18 protein-coding genes and 1 riboswitch are annotated in these 18,879 nt (G+C 73.6%); of the genes, 15 read left to right on the top strand and 3 right to left on the bottom strand.

What is annotated here, in order from left to right; all coding sequences use genetic code 11:
• Positions 1-737 precede the first annotated feature (737 nt).
• The 3 genes from ACF061_RS26305 to ACF061_RS26295 all read left to right on the top strand — a co-directional run bounded on the left by ACF061_RS26305 (position 738) and on the right by ACF061_RS26295 (position 4,644).
• Positions 738-2,108 carry a M16 family metallopeptidase gene (locus ACF061_RS26305; RefSeq protein ID WP_392269435.1) on the top strand — a complete coding sequence of 457 codons (1,371 nt, stop codon included), beginning with the start codon at positions 738-740 and terminating at the stop codon, positions 2,106-2,108.
• Entirely contained in the window at positions 2,105-3,493 is a 1,389-nt protein-coding gene (locus ACF061_RS26300) for a M16 family metallopeptidase (RefSeq protein WP_392269434.1), read from the top strand. Before ACF061_RS26305 ends, ACF061_RS26300 begins: the two co-directional genes overlap by 4 nt.
• A 219-nt stretch (positions 3,494-3,712) precedes the next feature.
• Positions 3,713-3,873, top strand: a riboswitch (cyclic di-AMP (ydaO/yuaA leader).
• A 12-nt stretch (positions 3,874-3,885) separates the two neighbouring features.
• Entirely contained in the window at positions 3,886-4,644 is a 759-nt protein-coding gene (locus tag ACF061_RS26295; protein WP_392269433.1) for a M23 family metallopeptidase, read from the top strand.
• A gap of 298 nt (positions 4,645-4,942) precedes the next feature.
• On the opposite strand, the gene ACF061_RS26290 is transcribed toward ACF061_RS26295, so the two are convergent.
• Positions 4,943-5,224, bottom strand: a complete 282-nt coding sequence (locus ACF061_RS26290) for an HPr family phosphocarrier protein (protein WP_392269432.1) — start codon at positions 5,222-5,224, stop codon at positions 4,943-4,945.
• Between the two features lie 204 nt (positions 5,225-5,428).
• On the opposite strand from ACF061_RS26290, the gene ACF061_RS26285 reads away from it, so the two are divergent.
• The 4 genes from ACF061_RS26285 (at position 5,429) to ACF061_RS26270 (ending at position 10,932) form a co-directional block, all read left to right on the top strand.
• On the top strand, positions 5,429-8,353 hold the full coding sequence (locus tag ACF061_RS26285) for a GNAT family N-acetyltransferase (RefSeq protein WP_392269431.1): 2,925 nt from the start codon (positions 5,429-5,431) through the stop codon (positions 8,351-8,353).
• 73 nt (positions 8,354-8,426) lie between these two features.
• The gene (locus ACF061_RS26280; protein ID WP_392269430.1) at positions 8,427-9,014 is read left to right on the top strand and encodes a DUF5998 family protein; all 588 of its coding nucleotides are present in this window, start codon (positions 8,427-8,429) and stop codon (positions 9,012-9,014) included.
• Entirely contained in the window at positions 9,014-10,204 is a 1,191-nt protein-coding gene (locus ACF061_RS26275) for an alkaline phosphatase family protein (protein WP_392269429.1), read from the top strand. The genes ACF061_RS26280 and ACF061_RS26275 overlap by 1 nt, the downstream gene beginning before the upstream one ends.
• Positions 10,205-10,272: 68 nt before the next feature.
• Positions 10,273-10,932 (top strand): thymidine kinase, encoded by a 660-nt coding sequence (locus tag ACF061_RS26270; RefSeq protein ID WP_392269428.1) that lies wholly within the window; start codon positions 10,273-10,275, stop codon positions 10,930-10,932.
• A gap of 115 nt (positions 10,933-11,047) precedes the next feature.
• Here ACF061_RS26270 and ACF061_RS26265 read toward each other — a convergent pair whose 3' ends face one another.
• Positions 11,048-11,422 (bottom strand): fluoride efflux transporter FluC, encoded by a 375-nt coding sequence (locus ACF061_RS26265; RefSeq protein WP_392269427.1) that lies wholly within the window; start codon positions 11,420-11,422, stop codon positions 11,048-11,050.
• Positions 11,422-11,928, bottom strand: a complete 507-nt coding sequence (locus ACF061_RS26260) for a fluoride efflux transporter FluC (RefSeq protein ID WP_392269426.1) — start codon at positions 11,926-11,928, stop codon at positions 11,422-11,424. Before ACF061_RS26260 ends, ACF061_RS26265 begins: the two co-directional genes overlap by 1 nt.
• A gap of 107 nt (positions 11,929-12,035) precedes the next feature.
• Here ACF061_RS26260 and ACF061_RS26255 point away from each other — a divergent pair, with 107 nt between their 5' ends.
• Genes ACF061_RS26255 through ACF061_RS26220 form a run of 8 tightly spaced genes read left to right on the top strand, consistent with a single transcriptional unit; the run spans position 12,036 to position 18,877 of the window.
• Positions 12,036-13,007 (top strand): urea transporter, encoded by a 972-nt coding sequence (locus tag ACF061_RS26255; RefSeq protein WP_392269425.1) that lies wholly within the window; start codon positions 12,036-12,038, stop codon positions 13,005-13,007.
• A gap of 49 nt (positions 13,008-13,056) precedes the next feature.
• Positions 13,057-13,362, top strand: coding sequence for an urease subunit gamma (locus tag ACF061_RS26250; protein ID WP_392269424.1), 306 nt, complete (start codon positions 13,057-13,059; stop codon positions 13,360-13,362).
• 3 nt (positions 13,363-13,365) lie between these two features.
• Positions 13,366-14,310 (top strand): sirohydrochlorin chelatase, encoded by a 945-nt coding sequence (locus ACF061_RS26245; protein WP_392269423.1) that lies wholly within the window; start codon positions 13,366-13,368, stop codon positions 14,308-14,310.
• Positions 14,307-14,780, top strand: coding sequence for an urease subunit beta (locus ACF061_RS26240; RefSeq protein WP_392269422.1), 474 nt, complete (start codon positions 14,307-14,309; stop codon positions 14,778-14,780). The genes ACF061_RS26245 and ACF061_RS26240 overlap by 4 nt, the downstream gene beginning before the upstream one ends.
• A 1-nt stretch (position 14,781) precedes the next feature.
• Positions 14,782-16,506 carry an urease subunit alpha gene (ureC, locus tag ACF061_RS26235; RefSeq protein WP_392269421.1) on the top strand — a complete coding sequence of 575 codons (1,725 nt, stop codon included), beginning with the start codon at positions 14,782-14,784 and terminating at the stop codon, positions 16,504-16,506.
• A 4-nt stretch (positions 16,507-16,510) separates the two neighbouring features.
• Positions 16,511-17,272: an urease accessory protein UreF gene (locus ACF061_RS26230; protein WP_392269420.1), complete on the top strand. Its 762-nt coding sequence runs from the start codon at positions 16,511-16,513 to the stop codon at positions 17,270-17,272.
• A gap of 41 nt (positions 17,273-17,313) precedes the next feature.
• Positions 17,314-17,934 (top strand): urease accessory protein UreG, encoded by a 621-nt coding sequence (gene ureG / locus ACF061_RS26225; protein ID WP_392269419.1) that lies wholly within the window; start codon positions 17,314-17,316, stop codon positions 17,932-17,934.
• A 1-nt stretch (position 17,935) separates the two neighbouring features.
• The gene (locus ACF061_RS26220) at positions 17,936-18,877 is read left to right on the top strand and encodes an urease accessory protein UreD (protein ID WP_392269418.1); all 942 of its coding nucleotides are present in this window, start codon (positions 17,936-17,938) and stop codon (positions 18,875-18,877) included.
• Positions 18,878-18,879 lie beyond the last annotated feature (2 nt).

The raw sequence follows: 18,879 nt of genomic DNA, 5'->3' as shown, positions 1-18,879 counted from the left end.
CGCCCCGCCGGTCGGGGACACCCCCAACGCCTCGGCGACGCGCCGTTCCAGGCGGCCCGGCCGGCGCGCCCGGACGCCCTCCGACGTCCCGTCACGCCGCGCCCCGCAGGCCCGGCCGGCGCCCCGCGGCGCGCTTCCGCGGCCCGTGCGCCGTACTGCCTGCGCCGTGCCGACGGTCCCGTGCCGGTGATCTCGTTCCGGTGGTCCTGTCCCGGGCGTCCCGCACCGGGCGTTTCGCACCGGGCGTTCTGCGCGGGGCGTCCCGTGCCGGTCGTCGTCCACCGTGCCGAGGCCCTGCCGGTCCCGCGGCGCCCCCCTCGACGGCCGACCGCCCGCGGCCCCCTGCCTGCGGTCCGCGACCGCTCGTACACGGCCCGCGACCGCCCGCCCGCGCCCCGGCGCTCCCGGCCCGCGCCCCGGCGCACGCGGCCCTCCCCGCCCCGGCGCTCCACCGTGCGCTGGTCCGCGCCCGGCAGCGATCCGGGGCACGGCTGGCCGTGCCCCGCCGGTCCCCGTGTCCTCTCCGCCCCGGCGCCCCTGCCGCCCGCCCGACCGGCCCCGGCCGTGCCGCCGTCCCCTCGTCCGTCACCCGCGCGGCGACGCCGTCCCTCTTTCGTTCTCGCTCTCGGCGTACGACCTCGGGGAACTTCGCCAGGGGTGCGCACGCTTGCATACAGTGGCAGGACCGGCAGGAAAAGGGCGGTTTCCAGACCGCCATCGCGATCGAAGGGACGTACATGCCCATGGGTCACACGGCCACAGCCGAGGCAGGCTCCGGCGGCCTGACAGCGACCGAGCACCGCCTGGCCAACGGTCTGCGCGTGGTGCTCTCCGAGGACCACCTGACCCCGGTCGCGGCGGTGTGCCTCTGGTACGACGTCGGCTCCCGGCACGAGGTCAAGGGACGTACCGGCCTGGCTCACCTTTTCGAGCACCTGATGTTCCAGGGATCCGCCCAGGTCAAGGGCAACGGCCATTTCGAGCTGGTGCAGGGCGCCGGCGGCTCGCTCAACGGCACCACCAGCTTCGAGCGCACCAACTACTTCGAGACCATGCCCGCCCACCAGCTGGAGCTCGCCCTCTGGCTCGAGGCCGACCGCATGGGCTCGCTGCTCGCCGCCCTGGACGACGAGTCCATGGAGAACCAGCGCGACGTCGTCAAGAACGAGCGCCGCCAGCGCTACGACAACGTCCCCTACGGCACCGCCTTCGAGAAGCTGACCGCCCTCGCCTACCCGGAGGGTCACCCCTACCACCACACGCCCATCGGGTCGATGGCGGACCTGGACGCGGCCACCCTGGAGGACGCGCGCGCGTTCTTCCGCACGTACTACGCGCCCAACAACGCCGTGCTGTCGGTCGTCGGCGACATCGACCCGCAGCAGACGCTCGCCTGGATCGAGAAGTACTTCGGCTCCATCGCGTCCCACGACGGCAAGCCGCAGCCGCGGGACGGCTCCCTGCCCGACGTCCTCGGCGAGCAGCTTCGCGAGGTCGTCGAGGAGGAGGTCCCGGCCCGCGCCCTGATGGCCGCCTACCGGCTGCCGCACGACGGCACGCGCGCCGGCGACGCGGCCGACCTCGCCCTGACCATCCTCGGCGGCGGCGAGTCCTCCCGGCTCTACAACCGTCTGGTACGGCGCGACCGCACCGCCGTCGCGGCCGGGTTCGGCATGCTGCGGCTGGCCGGCGCGCCGTCCCTGGGCTGGCTGGACGTGAAGGCCTCCGGTGACGTCGAGGTGCCGGTCATCGAGGCCGCCATCGACGAGGAGCTCGCCCGGTTCGCCGAGGAGGGTCCCACCGCCGAGGAGATGGAGCGCGCCCAGGCCCAGTTGGAGCGCGAGTGGCTGGACCGGCTGGGCACGGTCGCCGGCCGCGCCGACGAACTGTGCCGCTACGCCGTCCTGTTCGGTGACCCGCAGCTCGCCCTCACCGCCGTCAAGCGCGTCCTGGAGGTGACGGCCGAGGAGGTCCAGGAGGTCGCCAAGGCCCGCCTGCGCCCCGACAACCGCGCGGTGCTCGTCTACGAGCCGACCCCCGCCGCAGCCGCCGGCGACCAGGACGCGGACGCCGCGGCCACCGACGACACCGAGGAGACGGCGAAGTGACCGAGCTGGCCACCATGGACTTCCACCCCCAGCCCCGGGCGGGCGAGGCCAAGCCCTGGGCCTTCCCGGCGCCCGAGCGCGGCACGCTGGACAACGGCCTGACGGTGCTGCGCTGCCACCGCCCCGGCCAGCAGGTCGTCGCCGTCGAGGTGCTGCTGGACGCGCCCCTGGACGCCGAGCCGGCCGGCCTGGACGGCGTGGCCACGATCATGGCGCGGGCCTTCTCCGAGGGCACCGACAAGCACTCCGCCGAGGAGTACGCCGCCGAGCTGGAGCGTGCGGGCGCCACCCTCGACGCGCACGCCGACCACCCCGGCGTACGGCTGAGCCTTGAGGTGCCGGCCTCCCGCCTGGCCAAGGGACTCGCCCTGCTGTCCGACGCCCTCAGGGCGCCCGCGTTCGCGGAGTCCGAGGTCGAGCGGCTGGTGCGCAACAGGCTCGACGAGATCCCGCACGAGCTGGCCAACCCCTCCCGCCGCGCCGCCAAGGAGCTCTCCAAGGAGCTGTTCCCGGCCACCGCGCGCATGTCGCGGCCGCGCCAGGGCACCGAGGAGACCGTCCGGAACATCGACTCGGCGGCCGTACGCACCTTCTACGACCGGTACGTCCGCCCCGCCACGGCCACCGCCGTGGTCGTCGGCGACCTCACCGGCACCGATCTCGACGAACTGCTCGGCGAGACCCTGGGCGCCTGGACCGGCTCGCCGGCCAAGCCGCGGCCCGTCCCGCCGGTCACCGCCGACGACACCGGCCGGGTGGTCGTCGTGGACCGCCCGGGCGCCGTCCAGACCCAGCTCCTCATCGGCCGGGTCGGCCCGGACCGGCACGACCGGGTCTGGCCCGCGCAGGTGCTCGGCACCTACTGCCTGGGCGGCACCCTCACCTCCCGCCTGGACCGCGTCCTGCGCGAGGAGAAGGGCTACACCTACGGCGTGCGGTCGTTCGGCCAGGTGCTGCGCTCGGCCCCCGACGGCTCGGGCGCCGCGATGCTCGCGATCAGCGGCTCGGTCGACACGCCGAACACCGGCCCGGCCCTGGAGGACCTGTTCACGGTGCTGCGCAAGCTCGCCGCCGGGGGCCTCACCGACGCCGAGCGGGACGTCGCCGTGCAGAACCTCGTCGGTGTGGCGCCGCTCAAGTACGAGACCGCGGCCGCCGTGGCGAGCACGCTGGCCGACCAGGTCGAGCAGCACCTGCCCGACGACTACCAGGCGACGCTCTATCAGCAGCTCGCCGCGACCGGCACGGTGGAGGCCACCGCGGCCGTCGTCAACGCCTTCCCGGTGGACCGCCTGGTGACCGTCCTCGTCGGCGACGCGGCGCAGATCAAGGAGCCCGTCGAAGCCCTGGGCATCGGTCAGGTCACGGTCGTCGCAGCGGAGTAGCGGCGCCCGCCGGCCGCTCGTGACGGCGGCGGGCGGTGCGTACGGGGCCCTGGTGACCGAAGCGTCACCAGGGCCCCGTGATGTCCGGATTGCGGGAGAGGCTGCCCGTCTGACCTGTGGCCTGCGCTACAAAAACCCCGATTCGTTTGGGAATTGAAAGCGGCCCCGTCTAGCGTCAGTGCGGCTGTCCGTCAGGCAGTGCGCCGCACCCGCGGCACCGGACAGTCATCGCCGAGTCCCCGTACGGCGCGAGCCAGGGGAGCCGGGGACCCATCCAGTCCCTGGGGTGAATCGGACGCCCGCGCGCAGCGGGGCGCCCGTAGGAGACCTTCCTGCTCCGAACCCGTCAGCTAACCCGGTAGGCGAGAGGGAAGGAAAGGACCCACGTCTGCATGGCGTTCACCCGCGCCACCGGGAAGCACCGCCGTCCTGGCCGGATGCACCGCACCACCGCCCGCGCGGCGGGCGTCGCGGCCCTCACCACGACCGGCGTCATCGGCACCCTCGCCGCCGCCCCGGCGCTCGCCGCCGACGCTCCCGCTCCCGAGGACACCGGCCTCACCCCGGTCATCAGCATCGGCGACACGGTCGCCGCGAAGATCGACGCCCAGGCCGCCGCCCAGCAGCACGCCGCCGAGCGGAAGCAGGCCGAGGAGGCCGCCCGCAAGAGGGCCGCCGAGCTGGCGAAGAAGGAGCGCGAGGCCAAGGAGCGCGCCGCCCGCGAGGCCGAGCGCAAGCGCCTCAACGCCTTCGTGTCGCCGATCGCCGGCTCCTACGTCTCCACCGGCTACCAGAGCGGCGGTTCCCTGTGGTCCTCCGGCTCCCACACCGGGGTCGACTTCCACGCCATGACCGGCACCAGCGTCCACGCGGTCGGCGTCGGCACCGTCGTGGAGACCGGCTGGGGCGGGGCGTACGGCAACCAGATCGTGATCAGGATGGCCGACGGCATGTACACCCAGTACGGCCACCTGTCCTCCATCGGGGTCTCGGTGGGCCAGCAGGTCGCCGCGGGCCAGCAGATCGGCCTGTCCGGCGCGACCGGCCACGTCACCGGGCCGCACCTGCACTTCGAGGCGCGCACCACCCCGGACTACGGCTCGGACATCGACCCCGTGGCCTATCTCCGCAAGCACGGCGTGGACGTCTGACCGGCGCCCTCGAAGCCCGCTCCCGAGCTCCCCGAACGCCCTCGACGGCCCCGGCCCCGCGCCGGGGCCGTCGTCGTTCACGAGGCCGCCGGCGCCGCGGGCCGCGCCCGAGCCCGTGACGCGGACGCCGAAGCCGCGCCCCCCGGAAAAGGGTGACGCGGCTCCTGAGCGCTATCGGCTCCAACCGTCCGGGCCCCGCCGCCCCGCGCGGTCCGGCGGGTTCCGCCGTCCCGCTCGATCGGTCCGGCCCCACGACCTCGCCCCGGAACAGACCGTCCCGGAGCGCGGTCCGTTCGGATCAGACCGTCTCGGGAAGCTCCTCGAGTCCCTCGGCGACCAGCTTGGCCAGCCGGTCGAGGGCGGCCTCGGCGCCCTCGGCGTCGGAGGCCAGGACGATCTCCTCGCCGCCCTGCGCGCCGAGACCGAGGACGGCCAGCATGGAGGCCGCGTTGACGGGGGCGCCGTCGGCCTTGGCGATCGTCACGGGGACGCCGGAGGCCGCGGTGGCCCGGACGAAGATGGAGGCGGGGCGGGCGTGGAGGCCCTCGGCCCAGCCGACGTTGACGCGGCGCTCAGCCATGTGATGCTGCCCTTCAGGTGTACCGGGTTGTCTAGACCAGTTTCCCACACGCGGAGCACCCCCCGGAGCGGCACGGTGCCCCGCTCCGGGGACGGCCTCGGACCGCGCGGCCCCGGCCCGAGGGGTCCTCTCCCGTGTGCTCCCCCGAGTGTCCACCACGGACCGCCCCCGCTGCCGCCGGACGCGAGCCGTACTCTGGGGCCCATGCACATCTCGTCGGACCGGCACGAGTATCCCGCCCACTGGGAGGCCGACGTGGTGCTGCGCGACGGCGGCACCGCGCGGGTCCGTCCCATCACCGCCCACGACGCCGACCGGCTGGTCAGCTTCTACGAGCAGGTGTCGGACGAGTCGAAGTACTACCGCTTCTTCGCGCCCTACCCCCGTCTGTCGGCGAAGGACGTCCACCGCTTCACCCATCACGACTTCGTGGACCGGGTGGGCCTCGCGGCCACGATCGGCGGCGAGTTCATCGCCACCGTGCGCTACGACCGCGTCGGCGCCGCCGGGCCGTCCGACGAGGCCGAGGTCGCCTTCCTGGTGCAGGACGCCCACCAGGGGCGCGGGGTCGCCTCCGCGCTGCTGGAGCACATCGCCGCCGTCGCCCGGGAGCGCGGCATCCGCCGCTTCACCGCCGAGGTGCTGCCCGCCAACACCAAGATGATCAAGGTGTTCACGGACGCCGGGTACACCCAGAAACGCAGCTTCGAGGACGGCGTCGTACACCTGGAGTTCGACATCGAGCCCACGGACCGTTCGCTGGCCGTGCAGCACGCGCGGGAGCAGCGCGCGGAGGGGCGGTCGGTGCGCCGGCTCCTGGCGCCCGGCTCGGTCGCCGTCGTCGGAGTGGGCCGCACGCGCGGCGGAGTGGGCCGCAGCATCCTCGACCACGTCCGCGACGCCGGGTTCACCGGTCGGCTGTACGCCGTCAACCGCGCCTTCGGCGAGGACCGGACGGAGATCGACGGGGTGCCCGCCCACCGTTCGGTGCGCGACATCGCCGGGCCGGTCGACCTCGCGGTGGTGGCCGTGCCCGCCGAACACGTCCCCGGCGTCGTCGCCGAGTGCGGCGAGCACGGCGTACAGGGGCTCGTCGTGATCTCCGCCGGGTACGCGGAGAGCGGCCCCGAGGGGCGCGAGCGCCAGCGCGCCCTGGTGCGGCAGGCGCGCACCCACGGCATGCGCATCATCGGGCCGAACGCCTTCGGGATCGTCAACACCTCGCCCGAGGTCCGGCTGAACGCCTCGCTCGCCCCCGAGATGCCCCGGCCCGGCCGGATCGGGATGTTCGCGCAGTCCGGGGCCATCGGCATCGCGCTGCTGTCCCGGCTGCACCGGCGCGGCGGCGGGGTCACCGGGACCACGGGCGTGTCGACCTTCGTGTCGTCCGGCAACCGCGCGGACGTCTCCGGCAACGATGTCCTGCAGTACTGGTACGACGACCCCGACACCGACGTCGCCCTGATGTACCTGGAGTCCATCGGCAACCCGCGCAAGTTCACCCGGCTCGCCCGGCGAACGGCGGCGGCGAAACCGCTCGTCGTCGTGCAGGGCGCCGGATCGGCCCCGCAGGGACACGCCGTGCGGGCGACGCGGCTGCCGCACGCGACGGTGTCCGCGCTGCTGCGGCAGGCCGGCGTGATCCGCGTGGACACCATCACGGAACTCGTGGACACCGGGCTGCTGCTCGCCCGGCAGCCACTGCCCCCGGGACCGCGGGTGGCGATCCTGGGCAATTCCGAGTCGTTGGGTGTGCTGACGTACGACCGGTGCCTCGCGGAGGGGCTGCGGCCGCAGCCGCCCCAGGACCTGACGACGGCGGCGTCGGCGGAGGACTTCCGGGCCGCGCTGGCGCGGGCGCTCGCCGACGACACGATCGACGCGGTGGTCGTGACCGCGATACCGGCACTGGGCGAGGGCGCCGCCGAGGACGCCGCGCTGGCCGAGGCGCTGCGGTCGGCCGCGGCCGCGGTGCCCGGCAAGCCGGTGCTGGTTGTCCACGTCGAGCTGGGCGGTCTCGCGGAGGCGCTGTCGGCCGCCGCCAGCACCGGACCGCAGTCGGCGGCCGGCGCCGTCCCCGCCGTCCGGGACCTGGCGCGGACACCCCCGGCCGCACCGGGGACGACCACCGCCACGGGACCGGCCACCGGCGCCGCCGGCCCCGGGACCGGCGCCGACCCCGCACCCGGCACCCACTCCGGACCCGGCACGGCCCGCCCCGCGCAACCGCCCCAGGCGGCCCCCGGGACCGCCCCACGCCCAGGCTCGCACCTCATTCCCGCCTACCCCGCCGCCGAGCGGGCCGTGCGCGCCCTCGCCGAAGCCGTCCGGTACGGCCAGTGGCGGCGGGAGGCCGCCGACCCTGGCAAGGTGCCCGAGTACGACGACATCGACGAGAAGGGCGCCGCCGCGCTCATCGGCTCCCTGCTCGCGCGCGGGCAGGGCCTCACCCTGGGCCCCGAGGAGACCTGCGAGCTGCTCGGCCGCTACGGCATCCACGTCCGCCGGGCCATTCCCGCGCCCACCCCCGACGCCGCCGCCGAGGCCGCCCGCGCCCTCGGCTACCCCGTCGCCCTGAAGGCCACCGCCCCGCACCTTAGGCACCGTGCCGACCTGGGCGGGGTACGCCTGGACCTGGCCGACGAGGAGCAACTGCGACGGGCCTACGCCGAGTTGACCGAGCTGTTCGGCAAGCCGGAGGAACTGCGCCCGGTGGTGCAGGCGATGGCGCCGCGCGGGGTCGACACCGTCGTGCGCGCGGTCATCGACCCGGCGGCCGGCGCGGTGCTCTCCTTCGGGCTGGCCGGGGCCGCCTCCCAGCTGCTGGACGACATGGCGCACCGGCTGGTCCCGGTCACCGGCCGGGAGGCCACCTCCATGATCCGCTCCGTCCGGACCGCCCCCCTGCTGTTCGGCTGGCGCGGCTCGGCACCGGTCGACACGCCCGCCCTGGAGGAGCTGCTGCTGCGCGTGTCGCGGCTCGTCGACGACCACCCGGAAGTGGTCGCGGTCACCCTGGAGCCGGCCGTCGTCGCCCCGCACGGGGTGAGCGTCCTCAGCGCCAGCGTCCGGCTCGCGCCCCCGCCCGCCCGGGACGACCTCGGCCCGCGCACGCTCCCGGTGTACTGAGCCGCTCCCGCGCGGCGGCTTTCCCGCGCGGAGCGGTGCCTCGCAGTCGGCGCGCCCCCGTAGGATGGACGGCATGGCCAAGACCAGTACGACGACCCAGGGGCTGCGGGCGGCGATCGAGCGCAGCGGCTACTACCCGGCCCTCGTGGCCGAGGCGGTGGAGGCCGCCGTCGGCGGCGAGCCGATCCGGTCGTACCTGGTCCACCAGGAGACCACGTTCGACCAGAACGAAGTGCGGCGGCACGTGACGGTGCTCGTCCTCACGGGCAACCGCTTCATCGTCAGCCACACCGACGAGCAGGCCGCCGACGACACCTCCCCGACGCCGTACGCCACCACCTCCACGGAGTCGGTCAAGCTCGACCGGATCTCGTCGGTCGTGGTCAGCCGCGTGGTGGCCAACCCGGAGCAGTACACGCCGGGCACGCTGCCCCGCGAGGTCGTCCTCACCATCGGCTGGGGCGCCGTCTCGCGCATCGATCTGGAGCCCGCCGCCTGCGGCGACCCCAACTGCGAGGCCGACCACGGGTACACGGGCAGCTCGACGGCGGACGACCTCAGCCTGCGCGTCAGCGAGGCCGGTGACGGCCCGGAGACGGTGCGTCAGGCCCTCGTCTTCGCACAGGCCATCTCCGAGGCCACCGCGGACGTCACCCGCTGATGACACAGTCCACCGCCTGGGGCCACCCCGAACCTCTCGCCATCGAGTCCGCGCCCGTCCCCGAGTACGGGTCCGGCTCCCTCGCCGACCTGCTGCCCACCCTGGCCGCGGGCATGGGCGTGCCGGACATGACGGCCGCGATCACCGAGCTGACCCCGGTCGACCGGGCCTGCGTCTTCCTGATCGACGGGCTCGGCTGGCAGCAGCTTCGCGCGCATCCCGAGGACGCGCCCTTCCTGACCTCCCTGCTGGGCAGCTCGCGCGGCGGCACCGGCCGTCCGATCACCGCCGGTTACCCCGCCACCACCGCCACCTCGCTCGCCTCCGTGGGCACGGGCCTGCCGCCGGGCGCCCACGGGCTGCCTGGCTACACCGTGCGCGACCCGGCCACCGGCGGGCTGATGAACCAGCTCCGCTGGCAGCCGTACACCGACCCGCGCGCCTGGCAGCCGCACCCCACCGTCTTCCGGCTCGCCCAGCGGGCCGGTGTGCACGCCGCCCAGGTGTCCTCGCCGACCTTCGAGAACACCCCGCTGACCAAGGTCGCGCTCAGCGGCGGAACGTTCCTGGGACGGCTGACCGGCGAGGACCGCATGGACCTCGCGGCCGAGCAGCTCGCGGCGGCCGACCGCGCCCTGGTCTACACGTACTACTCCGAGCTCGACGGCGCCGGCCACCGCTACGGCGTGGACTCCGACACCTGGCGCGGCCAGCTCATGCACGTCGACCGGCTGGTCCAGCGCCTGGCCGAGCAACTGCCGCCCCGCAGCGCGCTGTACGTCACCGCAGACCACGGCATGGTCGACATCCCGTTCGACGAGCAGCACCGCCTCGACTTCGACGAGGACTGGGAGCTGCGGGCCGGCGTCGCCCTGCTCGGCGGCGAGGGGCGCGCCCGGCACGTGTACGCCGTGCCGGGCGCCGGGAACGACGTGCTGACCTGCTGGCGCGAGGTGCTCGGCGAGCAGTTCTGGGTGGCCTCCCGGGACGAGGCGGTCGAGGCGGGCTGGTTCGGGCCGCGGATCGAGGACCGCGTGTACGCGCGGCTCGGCGACGTGATCGCCGCCGCCCGCGACGACGTGCTGCTCATCGCCTCGGAGCGGGAGCCGAAGGAGTCCTCGATGGTCGGCAACCACGGCTCGATGACCCCTGCCGAGCAACTGGTGCCCCTGCTGGAAGTACGCTCCTGACGCAGCCGTCCGCTCACCGCCCGTTCCCCCACTTGCCGCCCATCCCGCCGAAAGGTGCCCGACTTCCCATGTCCGAGCTGGTGTTCTTCTCCGGAACCATGGACTGCGGGAAGTCGACACTGGCTCTGCAGATCGAGCACAACCGGTCGGCGCGCGGCCTGGCGGGAATGATCTTCACCCGGGACGACCGGGCGGGCGAGGGCAAGCTGTCCTCGCGCCTCGGCCTGGTCACCGACGCGGTGGAGGTCGAGGACGGGGTGGACCTGTACGCCTACCTCGTCGATCACCTCTCCCGGGGCGGCCGCGCCGACTACGTGATCGCGGACGAGGCGCAGTTCCTCGCGCCGGGGCAGATCGACCAGCTCGCACGCGTGGTCGACGATCTGGAGATCGACGTCTTCGCCTTCGGCATCACCACCGACTTCCGCTCCAAGCTCTTCCCCGGCTCCCAGCGCCTGGTCGAGCTCGCCGACCGGGTGGAGGTGCTCCAGGTCGAGGCGCTGTGCTGGTGCGGCGCCCGTGCCACCCACAACGCCCGTACGGTGGGCGGCGTCATGGTCGTCGAGGGCGCGCAGGTGGTCGTCGGCGACGTGAACCACTCCGCGGACGAGGTCGGTTACGAGGTGCTGTGCCGCCGGCACCACCGCCGCCGTATGACCGCCGCCTCGGCCCGGGCCGCGGCGCTCTCCCCGGACGTCCTGCCGGTGGCCGCGGACGGCCGGGGCTGACACCCGGTCACCGCAGTTCGGACGGAGAGGCCGAAGGCCACCAGTGACCGCGCGGCCCGCCTGGGGTCGAGCGCGGATACGCGCGGGCGGAGCGCCCTGCGGATGGCTGCCGTGCTCACCACACGGCCTGGGCGACGGCCGCGCCCGCGAACGACAGGCCGAGGCCGACGGCGACCGTCACCAGGAGGTACCCGGCGGCCCCGGCGACCCGGCGCGCGCTGGTCATGGACATGAGTTCCTGGGAGAAGGTCGACCAGGTGGACAGGGCGCCGCAGAACCCCGTCGACAGCAGCGCCTGCCCGGACACGCCGAGCGCGCCGCGGGTGCCGGCCTCGACGAAGAAGCCGAGGAGCAGGGCCGCGGCCATGTTGGCCAGGAACGTGCCCCAGTGGAACGCGGACCGCAGGTGCTCCCGCGTCGACGCGCCGATCAGGTAGCGGGCCGGCGCGCCGACCGCCCCGCCCGCCAGGACCAGGAACCAGTCACCCATCAGGCGCCGCCCCGTGCCGTGGACGCCGGGCGCTGGGGCGTCAGGACCAGGCGTGCCACGGCCACGCCCAGGGCCACGCCGGCCAGCGCGCCGGCCACGGTCAGGACGAGGTAGCCCACGGCCAGGGCCGCCTGGTCGTTCTCGATCAGCCGCCGGATGTCGTCCGTGTAGGACGAGAACGTGGTGAAGCCACCGAGGACGCCCGTGCCCAGCATGGGGTGCAGCAGCCGGTGGGCGCCGGTGAACCGCTCCCTGAACGCGACGGTCAGCACCCCCATGAGGAAGCACCCCACCACGTTGATCAGCAGGATCGTCCAGGGGAAGACCGCCGCGCCGGTCCGCCACACCAGATAGGCGTCGCTGCCGTTGCGCCACAGACGGGAGGCGGCGTAGCGGAGCAGGGCGCCCACCGCCCCACCCACCGCCACGACGGCGACCACGGGCAGCCGCGAGCCGGTGACGTGATCCGGGTGGGGGTGGAGGTGCGTATCGCCAATAAGGTGCATATTGTCACATTAAGTTGCCATCGGTCACCCGCCCCCGAACGGGCGGCCGACTCCGCCGCTTCCCCTCTTTCGGCGCACTCGCGCGGCCTCTTCACGAAGGAGCACGTGTGACCTCCCAAGCCCTCGCGTCCCACCCCGCGCCGGCCTCGGCCTCCCCGAAGGAGACGGCGCTCGGCGCGTTGCGCGGGGTGGGCCAGGTGGACTTCCAGGCGAGCGTGTGGACCTCCCTGGTCATCCTCGCGGCCCTGTGGGTGCAGAGCTGGCAGATGGGTCTCTTCGCCGTCATCGGAGCGGTGGTCTCCACGCTCACCGCCCGTCTCCTCGCCGTCGAGCGCGATCCGCTGACCCAGGGCCTGATGACCTACTGCGGCGTGCTCGGGGCCATCGCCATGGTGGTGTACCTCGGCAACCACCCGTCGACCTACGTCCTGGCCGTCAGCGCCGCCGTCATGTGCACCCTGATCACGGCCACCCTCAACCACCTGCTCGGCCCCTTCGGGCTCAAGGCGTTCACCGGACCGTTCTGCCTCGTCGCCCTGGTGATGGTCCTGGGCGCCCCCTCGTTCGCCCGGGTCTGGCACGGCACCCCGCCGACGGCGGTCACCCCGGCCACCCCCACCAGCCCCGTCGCCAGCTGGACCGACCTGTGGCAGGGCTTCTTCGCCAACGTCTCCCAGATCTTCTTCGCCGGGACCTGGTACGTCGGCCTGATCATGCTGGCCGGCCTCTTCCTGGCCGGCTGGAAGGTGGGCCTGTTCGCCGTGGTGGGCAGCGTCGTCGGCCAGCTCACCGCGTGGGCGCTCGGCGCGCCGGCCGCCCTGATCGGTGAGGGGATCTACGGCTACAACGCCGTCCTGACGTCCCTCGCGTTCGGCGTCGTCCTGCTGCGCCCCACCGCGTGGAACTACGCCTACACGGTGGTGGCCGCCGCCGCCAGCACCGGACTGACCGCCTCGCTGTCGGTGTTCTTCAAGGTCTTCGGGAGCCACACCTTCACCTGGCCGTTCAACATCACCACCTGGGCGTTGCTGGCGGCCGTCCCCTTCCTGCCGCGCGTCACGCGCCTGGACGACTCCTGACGGCCCGCCCGCGGAGCACATACCCGCTCATCCGAGAAAGGCGTGATCCATGAACCTGGCCCCCCGGGAAATCGACAAACTGCTCGTGTACGTCGTGGCCGACCTGGCCCGCAAACGCCGCGAGCGCGGACTGAAGCTCAACTACAGCGAATCGGTGGCGCTCATCAGCGAGGCCATACTCGAAGCGGCCAGGGACGGCAGGAGCGTCGCCGACTGCATGGAACTGGGCCGCACCGTGATCAACGAGGACGAGACCATGCCGGGCGTGCGGGAGATGCTGCCGCTGCTCCAGGTGGAGGCGACCTTCGAGGACGGCAACAAGCTCGTCTCCTGCCACGACCCGGTCGGCGGCTGACCCGTGTCCCCGGGCGAGGTGGTCGCGGTCGGCGGGCACGAGAGCGACGGCGGCCGGGCCCTGCGCGGCCTGCTGGACCCCCAGGTGCCGTGCGTGGCCGGCGGACGCGAACTCCTGCGGCGCGTCGGCGCGCTGCGCGCCCGCGGCGAACCCGTCTGCGTGGTGCCGATGACCCTGGGCAGGGACCCGGAGCTGATCGCCGACGCCGCCCGCACCCTGCTGGCCCTCTCCTCCGAGCAGCGCGCCCGGACCGTGCTGGCCGAGCCCTTCGGCACCGCGGACCACCTGATCGGCTGGCTGCGCGCGGCGGCCACCCGGGTGGCCGGGGACAAGGCGCTGCTGCTCACCGCCCCGACCGGCGGTCCGTACGCCGACGCGGAACTCTTCCGGATCGCGCGCCTGGTACGGCAGTACGGCCGGCACCGCACGGTCGAGGTCGCCCTGATCGGAGGCGACCCGGACCCGGCCGAAGGCGTACGGCGCTGCCGCGCCCTCGGCGAGCGGAACGTCGTCCTGCTCCCGGCCGCATGGGTGACGCCACCGGTGCCCGACCCCGAACACTGCGCGCCGGGCGGTCCGTTGCTCGCGGCGGCCGCCGTGGCGGGCGTGATCGACGCGCGGGTGCGCCAGGCGTGGGAACGGCACGGCCGGCTCGGCGACGACGGCCTGTCCCGGGCGATCGCGGCCGCCCACGGCCACGGCCACGCCCACAGCCACGAACCGGACCACCGGGCGCACGACCACGCGCACACCGACGAGCCGCACCGCCCCCACGGTCCGCACCCCCACGACCCCCGCACGCACCCCCACGCCATGGACGGCGCCGGAGCCGCGCGCAGCGACCGCCGCGCCCCGGACGGCCCCCCGAACACGCGCCACCGTGCCGACGCCGTCACGCGAAGGGGTGCCGACCCGCACGATCTCCCCCTCCACAGGAGCCCTCGATGACGCTTCCCCCTCGACACCAGTACGGCGACGGCCCGATCGAGATCAACGCCGGCCGGCGGACCGTGAGGATAACCGTCCGCAACACCGGCGACCGGGCCGTCCAGGTCGGTTCCGACTACCACTTCTTCGAAGTCAACCCCGCCCTCGACTTCGACCGCGACGCCACGCTCGGCATGCACCTCAACATCGCCGCCGGCACCGCCGTCCGCTTCGAGCCCGGCGGCACCCACGAGGTGGAACTGTGCGCGTACGCCGGCACCGGGCGCCTCACCGGCTTCAGCGGCCTCCTCAACGGCAGCGTCAAGTCGCACCCCGCCCGGGTCGACGCCGTCCGGCGGGCGCTGGAGCACGGCTTCCGCGGCGCGAGGGCCAAGGAGGAGAAGGAGCACACGCGCGGCGGGAACGGCCCGGAGAAGACGGGTCCGGACAAGTCCGGCGCCAGGAAGAACACGAAGAAGGAGTCCCACTGACATGCCCACTCTTTCCCGTGAGCAGTACGCCGCCCTGTTCGGCCCCACGGTGGGCGACCGGTTCCGGCTGGCCGACACCAACCTCGTCGTCGAGGTAGAGAAGGACGTCCGCGAGGGCTCGTACGGCGACGAGGTGGTCTACGGCGGCGGCAAGACCATGCGCGACGGCATGGCCTCCGACCCGCAGGCCACCGCCGCGCAGGGCGCCCTGGACCTGGTGATCACCAACGTCGTCGTCATGGACGCGGTGGCCGGCGTGGTCAAGTGCGACCTGGGCGTCAAGGACGGCTTCATCGCGGGCATCGGCAAGGCCGGCAACCCGCAGACCCAGGACGCCGTGGACCCCCGGCTCGTCATCGGCCCGGGCACGGAGGTCATCGCCGGAGAGCATCTGATCGCGACCGCCGGGGCCATGGACGCCCATGTGCACCTCATCTCCCCGCAGCAGTGCGAGCAGGCCCTCAGCAACGGAATCACCACGCTGTTCGGCGGCGGCACCGGCCCGACGGACGGCACCAACGGCACGACCTGCACCCCCGGCCCCTTCAACCTCGCCCGTTTCCTGGAAGCCGCCGAGGACCTGCCGGTCAACCTCGGCATCATGGGCAAGGGCAACGGCAGCCTGCCCGGCGCGCTGGACGAGCAGATCGAGGCCGGCGCCGCCGCCCTCAAGGTCCACGAGGACTGGGGCTCCACCCCCGCCGTCATCGACAACGCCCTGGCCGTCGCCGACCGGCACGACATCCAGGTCGCGATCCACACCGACACCCTCAACGAGGGCGGTTTCTTCGAGGACACCCGCTCCGCGATCGACGGCCGCACCATCCACACCTTCCACAGCGAGGGCGCGGGCGGCGGCCACGCCCCCGACATCCTGCGGGTCACCGGCGAGCCCAACGTCCTGCCGTCCTCCACCAACCCCACGCTGCCGTACACCAAGAACTCCGTGGACGAACTGCTGGACATGGTGATGGTCTGCCACCACCTCAGCCACGACATCCCCGAGGACGTGGCCTTCGCCGACAGCCGGGTGCGCGCGGAGACCATCGCCGCCGAGACGGTCCTGCACGACCGGGGCATCATCAGCATGATCTCGTCCGACTCCCAGGCCATGGGCCGCGTCGGCGAGTCCGTCACCCGCGCCTTCCAGATCGCGCACGTGTGCAAGGAGGCCTTCGGCGCGCTGCCGGAGGACTCCGAACGCAACGACAACCACCGTGTCCTGCGTTTCCTGGCCAAGGTCACCATCAACCCGGCCATCGCCAGCGGCATCTCCGATCACGTCGGATCGATCGAGGCGGGCAAGCTGGCGGACATCGTCCTGTGGCCGATGCACTCCTTCGGGGCGAAGCCGAAGATGGTCATCAAGGGCGGCATCGTCTCCTGGGCGCAGATGGGCGACCCCAACGCCTCGCTGCCCACCCCGCAACCCGTCTACTACCGGCCGATGTTCGCCCAGTACGGACGCGCCATGCAGTCGACGCACGTCACCTTCATGTCGCAGGCGGGCATCGCCGCCGGGGTGCCCGAGAAGCTCGGCCTGAGGCGCAGGGTGCTCCCGGTGCGCAAGACCCGGACCATCGGCAAGCACAACATGATCCGCAACGACGTCGTGCCGAGGATCGAGGTCGACCCGGAGACCTACAAGGTCACGGTGGACGGCGAGGTCGTGACCATCGACCCGGCCCAGAAGCTGCCGCTCAACCAGCTCTTCTTCCTGGCCTGAGGGTATGTACCGCAACGAGACCGCCGCCCCGGACGGCTCCGCCCCGGACGGCTCCGCCCGGGGCGGCGTCCCACCGGAGACGGACCTGGGGCACCTCCTGGTCAGCCTCCAGCTCACCGACTCGGCGTTCCCCAGTGGCTTCTACACCCTGTCCCACGGCTTGGAGGGCTTCGTACAGGAGGGAGCGGTCGACCACGACTGTCTCCCCGCGCTGCTCCACGACCTCCTCAGGCACGGCGTCGGCCCGTCCGACGCCACCGCGCTGGCCCTGGCCCACCGGGCCGCCCAGGCGCAGGACTGGGCGGCGGTGGCGGCGACGGACCGGCGGCTGCACGCGACGAAGCTCAACCGCGAGATGCGGCAGGCCGCCGTGCGGACCGGACGGCAGTTGCTGGACCTCGCCGCCGAGGTGTTCGGCGCCGAGGGCATCGTCCGCTACCACCGGGAGGTGACGGCCCGCCGGGCGCCGGGCACGCAGGCCGTCGCCGCCGGGGTGGTGTACGCGGCGACCGGGGTGCCCGTGCGGCAGGCCGTCGCCGCCGACCTGTTCGCGTTCTGCGCGAGCTTCGCCGGCGCGGCGCTGAGACTGCGGCTGACCGACCACCGCCTGGCCCAGGTCCTGCTGCGGCACACGGCCCCGGTCATCGAGGAGGTCACGGGCCAGGCGCTGACCCGGGACCTCGACGACCTCGGGGCCACCACGTTCGCCGCGGACGTCATGTCCGCCCGTCACGAGCGGGCAGAGGCCCGCCTGTTCGCCAGTTGACCGACACCCGGCCGCCACGGCCGGCACCGAAGAGGAACACCATGCGAGACAACGTCCTTCGCGTCGGGATCGGCGGCCCCGTCGGCTCGGGGAAGACCGCCCTCATCGAGGCACTCGTCCCGATCCTGATCAAGCAGGGCCACCGGCCCGCCGTTATCACCAACGACATCTACACCCAGGAGGACGCCCAGCACGTCCGGCGCACGCTCGACGGCGTACTGGAGGGCGAACGCGTCGTGGGCGTGGAGACGGGCGCCTGCCCGCACACCGCAGTGCGCGACGACCCGACGATGAACCTGGCCGCGGGCGCCGAGATGCTGGAGCGCTGGCCCGACGTCGACGTCCTCCTCTACGAGAGCGGCGGCGACAACCTGACCCTCACCTTCAGCCCGGCCCTGGTGGACGTGTTCGTCTTCGTCCTGGACACCGCCGAGGGGGAGAAGATGCCGCGCAAGCGGGGACCGGGCATCACCGACTCCGACCTGCTGGTCATCAACAAGATCGACATCGCCCGGTACGTGCGGACCGACATCGACGTGATGGAGTCCGACGCCCACCGGGTGCGCGGCGACGGACCGGTGGTGCTGACCGACTGCCTGACCGGCAAGGGCGTCGACGAGGTCGCCGCCTTCCTCGACGCCCGGCGCAAGGCGCTCACCTGACATGCCGGCCGTCCGCGACCGGCTCGCGCCGGAGTACTACGAGCCCGTCCGGCTCCCGCCGGAGCTGACGGCGCTCTCGGCCGCGCCCGAGACCCTGGGCCCCGGCTCGCCGGCCAAGGTCGGCATCCTCGACCTCGCCTTCGCGCTGCGCGGCGACCGGACGGAACTGGTCGAGCGTTACCAGAAGACACCCCTTCAGATCATGCGCCCGCTGTACGTCGATCCGGCGCTGCCCGGCATGGCGTTCGTCTATGTGATGGCCACGGGCGGCGGCATCGCCCAGGCGGACCGCTACCGCCAGGACCTGCGGTGCGGTCCGGGCACCCAGGTCCTGTTCACCACGCAGGCGGCCACCAAGGTCTACCGGATGGAACAGGACTACGCGACGCAGCGGGTCCACCTGACCGCGGCCGACGGCGCCTACGTGGAGTACCTGCCCGATCCGCTGATCCCGTTCGCCGGGTCGCGCTTCCACCAGGGCACGGTGCTGACCGTCCACGAGAACGCCACCGTGGTGTACGGGGAGACGGTCACGGCGGGCCGGATCGCCCGGGGCGAGCGGCACGCCTACACCCTGCTCGGCGGCGACCTGGAGATCCGCCGGCCCGACGGCACGACGCTGGCGGTGGACACCCTGCGGCTGCGGCCGGAGGCGCACGGCGGGGTGACCGGCCCGGGCGTCTTCGCCGGACACGACCACGTCGCCTCGCTGTTCGTGGTGAGCGGCCGGCGCCCCGCCGCGGAGATCGCCGACGCCCTGCACCGGGCGCTGACCGGCCGTGAGGTGCTGCACGGGGCGAGCGTGCTGCCGGAGGACTGCGGGGCCTGGGTGCGCGTCCTCGCCCACGAACAGCCCCGCCTCGCCGAGGCCGTGCGCGCCGCGTGGGACGCCGTACGCCGGCTGCTCATCGGCCACCCCGCTCCCGACCTGCGCAAACCGTAGCG

It is taken from the genome of Streptomyces sp. NPDC015220 (genome assembly GCF_043079345.1).
Classification (GTDB): domain Bacteria; phylum Actinomycetota; class Actinomycetes; order Streptomycetales; family Streptomycetaceae; genus Streptomyces.
The sequence above is the reverse complement of the archived record's forward strand: the minus strand, read 5'-3'. Positions and strand labels throughout refer to the sequence as shown.

Bases quoted from the DNA above. Each gene is read 5' to 3' on its own strand.
- ACF061_RS26305 (WP_392269435.1), top strand. From the start codon at position 738: ATGCCCATGGGTCACACGGCCACAGCCGAGGCAGGCTCCGGCGGCCTG.
- ACF061_RS26295 (WP_392269433.1), top strand. From the start codon at position 3,886: ATGGCGTTCACCCGCGCCACCGGGAAGCACCGCCGTCCTGGCCGGATG.
- ACF061_RS26290 (WP_392269432.1), bottom strand. From the start codon at position 5,224: ATGGCTGAGCGCCGCGTCAACGTCGGCTGGGCCGAGGGCCTCCACGCC.
- ACF061_RS26285 (WP_392269431.1), top strand. From the start codon at position 5,429: ATGCACATCTCGTCGGACCGGCACGAGTATCCCGCCCACTGGGAGGCC.
- ACF061_RS26280 (WP_392269430.1), top strand. From the start codon at position 8,427: ATGGCCAAGACCAGTACGACGACCCAGGGGCTGCGGGCGGCGATCGAG.
- ACF061_RS26275 (WP_392269429.1), top strand. From the start codon at position 9,014: ATGACACAGTCCACCGCCTGGGGCCACCCCGAACCTCTCGCCATCGAG.
- ACF061_RS26270 (WP_392269428.1), top strand. From the start codon at position 10,273: ATGTCCGAGCTGGTGTTCTTCTCCGGAACCATGGACTGCGGGAAGTCG.
- ACF061_RS26265 (WP_392269427.1), bottom strand. From the start codon at position 11,422: ATGGGTGACTGGTTCCTGGTCCTGGCGGGCGGGGCGGTCGGCGCGCCG.
- ACF061_RS26260 (WP_392269426.1), bottom strand. From the start codon at position 11,928: ATGCACCTTATTGGCGATACGCACCTCCACCCCCACCCGGATCACGTC.
- ACF061_RS26250 (WP_392269424.1), top strand. From the start codon at position 13,057: ATGAACCTGGCCCCCCGGGAAATCGACAAACTGCTCGTGTACGTCGTG.
- ACF061_RS26240 (WP_392269422.1), top strand. From the start codon at position 14,307: ATGACGCTTCCCCCTCGACACCAGTACGGCGACGGCCCGATCGAGATC.
- ureC (WP_392269421.1), top strand. From the start codon at position 14,782: ATGCCCACTCTTTCCCGTGAGCAGTACGCCGCCCTGTTCGGCCCCACG.
- ACF061_RS26230 (WP_392269420.1), top strand. From the start codon at position 16,511: ATGTACCGCAACGAGACCGCCGCCCCGGACGGCTCCGCCCCGGACGGC.
- ureG (WP_392269419.1), top strand. From the start codon at position 17,314: ATGCGAGACAACGTCCTTCGCGTCGGGATCGGCGGCCCCGTCGGCTCG.
- ACF061_RS26220 (WP_392269418.1), top strand. From the start codon at position 17,936: ATGCCGGCCGTCCGCGACCGGCTCGCGCCGGAGTACTACGAGCCCGTC.